Raw genomic sequence first — 6,304 nt, 5'->3', positions numbered from 1 at the left:
GATATACTTCAATCCCCTCTTCACTTTCCGTATGCTCAATATGCTGCTGTTTTACAATATCAAGCGCAATTTTTTCAAACGTTTGCCCTTCAATTCCACAGCCTACATAATAAACCGTTCCGCGACCAAACTGATTTTTTGTTACAGCGGCTTGACTATAAAATGGATCATCATACTCATACAGCACTTCAGCTGTTACAGGTGTGACAATGTCTCTCCACACGGACGCACTTGACTGCTCTCCTTCATACGGTCCTACCCCTTTAATAGCTGCTTTTTGAGTAGAAGACAGTGCTTCCACTTCCTGAATTTCAATTCCCGTTATTTCTTTTACATATCCGGGCAGCGTCTGTTTAAAGTGAATATTATTTTGTTTGTCTTTAATGCCGGTTCTAAACGTAAAAATGATGACGCCGCCGTTTTCAGTAAATTCAGTAAATCTTTTACCTAGTTCTTCATCAATGATCTGCAAAGCCGGAACAACCAGTGCTTTATAGCTTGAAAAATCTCTCGAAGCAGGAATAACATCAATAGGTGTATTCAACTTATAAAACGGTGTATATCCTCGAAGCAGCTCTTGCGTAAAGTCAAATCCTTCACTTTGCTGCTGAAAGCGCCATGACCATATATTTTCATAGTCATATAAAACGGCAATATCCGATTTAATATCAGACTTCAGTACATGTTCGTAATGAACGATTTCACTAAATAACGACTGAACTTCTTTGTAGCGTCTTCCATAATGATTATCGTGACCTACAACTCCATAGCAGTACTGCTCGGCTCCTCTTGTCATTCCGCGCCAACGGAAATACAGCATATTCGTACATCCATGAGCAAACGCCTGATAAGACCACATTTTTGCTTGGTTAGGTCGGGGAAGATAACCGATGATATCATGACCTTGGGCGCCCATTAATTCCTCTACAATCCAGAAGTTTTTATGTAGCAAACCTCTATTAAAATCATGCCCTAGTGCAATATGAGCCGGGGTAATGGGCTCTGTTTGACCGCCCCATACCGGATAATTGTCATAAGATACAAAGTCCATTACTTCTAGATTTTCTTCATGATCAAACCATTTATCAAAAAAGCCCCCTGATACGTTCGTTGTCAACAGCTGGTGATCACCTTTATATTTCTTCACAATCGCCGTTTGTTCGTGAGCGTATCTGTTTAACGAAAAAGAACGAAAGCGCGCCCAGTCAAGCTTTAGCGAAGGGCTGTGTGTCGTAATTGTTTTTACGGGCATAGGCACTTCAGTAAACTCGTTATATGTTTGTCCCCAGAAAATAGTGCCATACTTTTCATTTAGCTCATTGATATCTTTATATTTTCTTTCCAAAAACTGCTGAAACTCTTTATGACATTGTTCGCAGTAACACATGTCACTGCCTTCATGGCCGAATTCATTGTCAACTTGCCATGCTACGATTGCTTCTTCTGAGCAGTAGTGCTTTACGAGTTGTTCTGTAATCTGAGCGCTATACTTCCGATAAAGAGGCGAATTAAAACAATATTGACGTCTTCCTCCAAAGGCTCTGACCGCCCCGTTTTCATCTTTCGATAAAATAGAAGGATGCTGCTTCGCAAGCCAAGCCGGAAAAGTGGCGGTAGGCGTACCAAACATAACATCAATATTCTGTTTTTTAAGCTTATTGATAACGCTATCAAAAAAGGAAAAGTCATATTCACCTTCTTTAGGCTCCATTAGATGCCAAGCAAACTCTCCTATTCTTACCATGTTTGATCCTAGCTCTTTAATGCCTTGGATATCTTCTTCTATCATATTCTCTGGCCAATGTTCAGGGTAATAATCGACACCGATGTACATTTTTCTCTACTCCTATCTATTTCTTTATTTCATTAAATGAACGATTTGCTGCTACTTGTTAAGCTCTACTCGGAAACGGTGATCAAAAGCAAAAAAATCATATTTATTTTCTTCATAAATAAATTTCTATTCAACTTTCAAGATACATACTTCCTAATCTTTTAAAACGCTTACAAGTTTATTTTATGAACTTTATTCAAAATATTCAATGGTAAAAATTTAGAGAAAAACATCCTTTTTTTGCTCTTTATTAAAATAAAGAATAAAACGCTTACAAAGACAAATGTTTTTATAATTCTTATATATATCTTCCCTCACACTTTCCATATCCACATTTAGGTAATAAATTGCTCGGAAAACAAGCATCAAAAGTTATTTCTTTCATCCATGTTATCTATCAATTAGTAAGAATCATTTGACCTATCTATAAAATAGTAAAAATTACAGAGCAGGTTTTTACCATTATTAACACATTAAACCTACGTTCACCATCCCAACAAAAAAAGACCGCACAATTAATCAATAAGCTCGATTAATTGTGCGGATACTTCTTGGGCTAAAATATTTTTTGTTCCGCCTTTTACTTGCAGCTGATTATAAACACAGCTTTTACCGGTTTGTGTTCATGCAGCTTCCATTTATACAAAGTTCTTCAAACACAGGATCCTTTACATTTTCCATTAATAATGGTGTTGCAACATGCTGGAAATTAGAATGACGAATCGTTAGGTTTGTGACAGGAGAACGTTCATAGGCTCGAATCCATAAGCCGTATTTGCCTCCGTTGCTTTGCAAGTTTTCTATGTTGATATTCCGAACGACGGGCGTAAAATTCCCTGTGTCTCCTTCTTCATAGTACATGTCTATTTGAATCACTTCACTGCCTACGCTTTTGACCGTATTGTTGCTAAAGTCGATATCTTCAATCGTTCCGCCGCGAACTGAATTTGTTTTAATCCGCAACGCCCGGTCTAGATTGGGACTGTCCATAACATTGTGCTGAGCAAATACGTTCCGGACGCTTCCTGATATTTCGCTGCCGATCACAACGCCCCCGTGGCCATCTTTCATTTCGTTTCCTTCAATAACAATATTTTCACTTGGTACGTTGATTCTTCTCCCATCTGCATTACGCCCCGACTTAATCGCAATACAATCATCTCCATTGTCAAAATAAGAATCTTTAATAAGCACATTTTTACTCGATTCAGGGTCTACTCCATCATTATTAGGACCGTGACCTATAATTTTTACATCATCAATTAAAATGTTCTCGCTTAAGACGGGATTGATTTGCCACATTGGCGAATTTAAAATGGTTACACCTTTTATCATGATATTTTTACTGTGATAAGGCTGAATAAAACTAGGTCTCAAATAGTGCCCTTTACCAAATACGCGCTCTTTAACAGGAACTTTCTCTTCTGCCATTTTAAACAGCAAATCGCGATCTTGCTGCTGACTCGGCTCGCCTTCTTTCCATCCAAACTCCTTTTTTCCTTTCCAGGGCCACCAATGTTCGTTATCCCCCTGTCCATCTAACGTACCTTCTCCTGTAATCGCAATATTTTTTTCGTTATACGCATAGATAAGCGGTGAATAATTATATAGCTCCACGCCTTCCCATCTTGTTAAAACAGCAGGTAAGTATTTTTCAGGATTTTGACTAAACTTAATCGTAGCTTTTTTCATTATATGAAGATTTACATTACTTTTTAAATAAATCGCACCGGTAACATAAGTTCCTGGTGGGACAACAACGCGCCCTCCTCCTGCTTTGTTAGCCGCTTCGATTGCTTTTTTAAAAGCAGCCGTTGAATCAGACTTTCCATTTCCTGCTGCTCCGTACTGCTTAACATTAAACGTACGGTTTGGAAATGAAAGAGGCTGAATTTGTTCTTTAACTGCTGTTATTTTTTCACTTGCTGAAAGAGATTTCCCTTGGGCAGAAAACGGTAAAATAAGCATAAGAGTCATCACAAACAAACAAAGCACATATTTTTTCACTAGCTTTTCTCCTTTCGTTTAACAATCTAGTAACCGRCTTATTTATAAAGTAACGCCTGTTTTAAAAATGGCCATTTCTCTAAAATCATTTTTTTCATTATTTACAAGCTCTCCGCTAGAAACTCTAATCATGTACTCAATAAAGCTTTCTAACGTATCTTCTTCTGTGTCACCTTCAACCAGCACTCCTCCGTTAAAATCAATCCAGTGCGGTTTTTTGTTATAAAGAGCGGTGTTTGTGGAAATTTTCATAGTGGGCACAAACGTTCCAAACGGCGTTCCTCTTCCCGTTGTAAACAGTACAATATGACACCCTGAAGCGGCTAAAGCAGTTGAGGCAACTAAATCATTTCCAGGAGCACTTAGTAAATTTAAACCGTTAATTTGTAAACTGCCTCCGTACTTTAACACGTCTACGACTGGGGTCGTGCCTGCTTTTTGAGTGCAGCCAAGTGATTTATCCTCTAATGTTGTAATACCGCCTGCTTTATTACCGGGAGAAGGATTTTCATACACCGGCTGATTGTGATTGAGAAAGTACGTTTTAAAATCGTTAACAAGATCAACAATTTTGTTAAATGTTTCTTCATCAACGGCTCTTTCCATGAGCAAGGTTTCTGCTCCAAACATTTCAGGCACTTCCGTCAAAACCGTTGTGCCTCCTTGAGCAATGAGCCAGTCGGAGAATTTGCCGAGCAGCGGATTTGCTGTAATACCTGATAACCCATCTGAGCCACCGCATTTAAGACCTACTTTCAGCCTTGAAATATCAACGTCTTCTCTTTTATCGTCTTTAGCAGCATCATAAATTTCTTTTAGCAAAGCGACTCCTGCCTCAATTTCATCCTCGACGTCTTGAGATTGTAAAAACTTCACTCTGCTTTCATCAATTGTACCTAGCGCTTGTTTAAATTCTGTTAAGCTATTATTCTCACATCCAAGTCCTAACACTAAAACTCCTCCAGCGTTTGGATGCTGTACCATTCTCGTAAGCATGGTTCTTGTATTACGGTGATCGTCACCGAGCTGAGAACATCCGTAATTGTGTTTTAGAACGGTTACATGCTCAAAAGGCGAGAGATCCCCTATTTCTTTTTGAAACTGTTTAATCATTTGTTCGGCTATACCGTTGACGCACCCTACCGTTGGAACAATCCAAAGCTCATTTCTAATTCCAACATCTCCGTTTTTGCGGCGATATCCTTTAAACGTTAGCGATTGTTTTTTTTGTTTAGGAACTGCTAATTTTTGATGAAACTTATATTCATTAACGTCGTTTAAATTTGTTTTTGCGTTATGCGTATGCACCCACTCACCAGGTGAAATAGAATAAGTCGCATGCCCGATTGGAAAGCCATATTTTATAATGTTGCCGCCCGCTGAAATTGGCGTAAGAGCTATTTTATGGCCCCGTTTTACTTCTTCTTTTAGAGAAATTTCTTTTCCATCAACCATAAGGTTCTCTTGTGCTAAAAAATCTCGTAAAGCTACTGCTACATTATCTCCCTGATGAATACGAATTACTTCTTTCATATGCTTCACCTCTTACTGTTTAGTTGCGGTTACATAGAGAATTTCTTTCATCGCCTGTTTCATTCCGACAGTTTCAATAGCTAAGACTCCATTTGTTACGGCTTCTGTTAAGCTAGGAATCATATTTAAATCCTCTCCCCAATGCTCTTTATATCCCAGCACTTCTTTTACAATGTAAGAAATGCTTTTTTCAGTACCGTCATACGTATTCCAAAGAGATTCATACATTTCTAGAACTGCGGGGTCATCTGATAGTTCAATTTTTTCTCCTTCTCTTTTTCCTTTATAAAAAGAAATGAGGGCACTGAGAGAAAATGTAAGCAAAGTAGGTAGCGCTCCGTGCTTTTCAACGTACTCTTTAAGAGTTGGGATGTTTCGCATTTTAAACTTTGTCATGCTGTTCAAAGAGATGCTCATTAATTCGTGATGAATAAACGGATTTTGAAACCGTTCTAATGCAGATTTAGCAAATGACAAGGACTCTTCTTCCGAAACTGGTAAACTAGGAATAATTTCTTCATATAGACACTTTCGAATAAACGTTCCAATTACTTCATCTTCGACTGTTTCTCTGACCGTATTTAGTTGCGCTAAATACGCAACAGGCATCGTTGCAGTATGAATACCGTTTAAAATTCTGACTTTCTGCAGCGCATACGGTGCAATATCGTTCACAAATTTCACATGTAAACCAGCTTCTTCCGCGGGAAACTCCTCTTTTACCCACTCTGGTCCCTCAATAACCCATAAGTAAAATGGCTCTGCAATCACAAAAAACTCATCTTCATAACTCAGTTCATTGAGCGTATTTTCATCATTTGGATAACCTGGCACAATTCGATCAACAAGCGTGCAGCAAAAAGCGTTTGCTTCGTGTATCCACTCGGTAAACTTCTTTTCTAAATTCCATTTGTCGGCATAACGTAATAC

At 38.4% G+C, this 6,304-nt stretch carries 4 protein-coding genes; all 4 read right to left on the bottom strand.

Features of this window, described 5'->3' with window-relative positions; all coding sequences use genetic code 11:
* The coding region (locus AC1DRF_RS14185) for a beta-galactosidase (protein WP_477740972.1) at window positions 1-1,834 on the bottom strand (1,834 nt) is incomplete at its 3' end.
* 609 nt (window positions 1,835-2,443) lie between these two features.
* Window positions 2,444-3,841, bottom strand: coding sequence for a glycoside hydrolase family 28 protein (locus AC1DRF_RS14180; RefSeq protein ID WP_323618774.1), 1,398 nt, complete (start codon window positions 3,839-3,841; stop codon window positions 2,444-2,446).
* 42 nt (window positions 3,842-3,883) lie between these two features.
* The gene (locus AC1DRF_RS14175; protein ID WP_477740971.1) at window positions 3,884-5,374 is read right to left on the bottom strand and encodes a UxaA family hydrolase; all 1,491 of its coding nucleotides are present in this window, start codon (window positions 5,372-5,374) and stop codon (window positions 3,884-3,886) included.
* A gap of 12 nt (window positions 5,375-5,386) precedes the next feature.
* Window positions 5,387-6,304, bottom strand: a 918-nt coding sequence (locus AC1DRF_RS14170) for a tagaturonate reductase (RefSeq protein WP_477740970.1), incomplete at its 5' end; no start/stop codon positions are given.

It is taken from the genome of Priestia sp. P5_B4 (assembly GCF_056400385.1).
The sequence above is the reverse complement of the archived record's forward strand: the minus strand, read 5'-3'. Positions and strand labels throughout refer to the sequence as shown.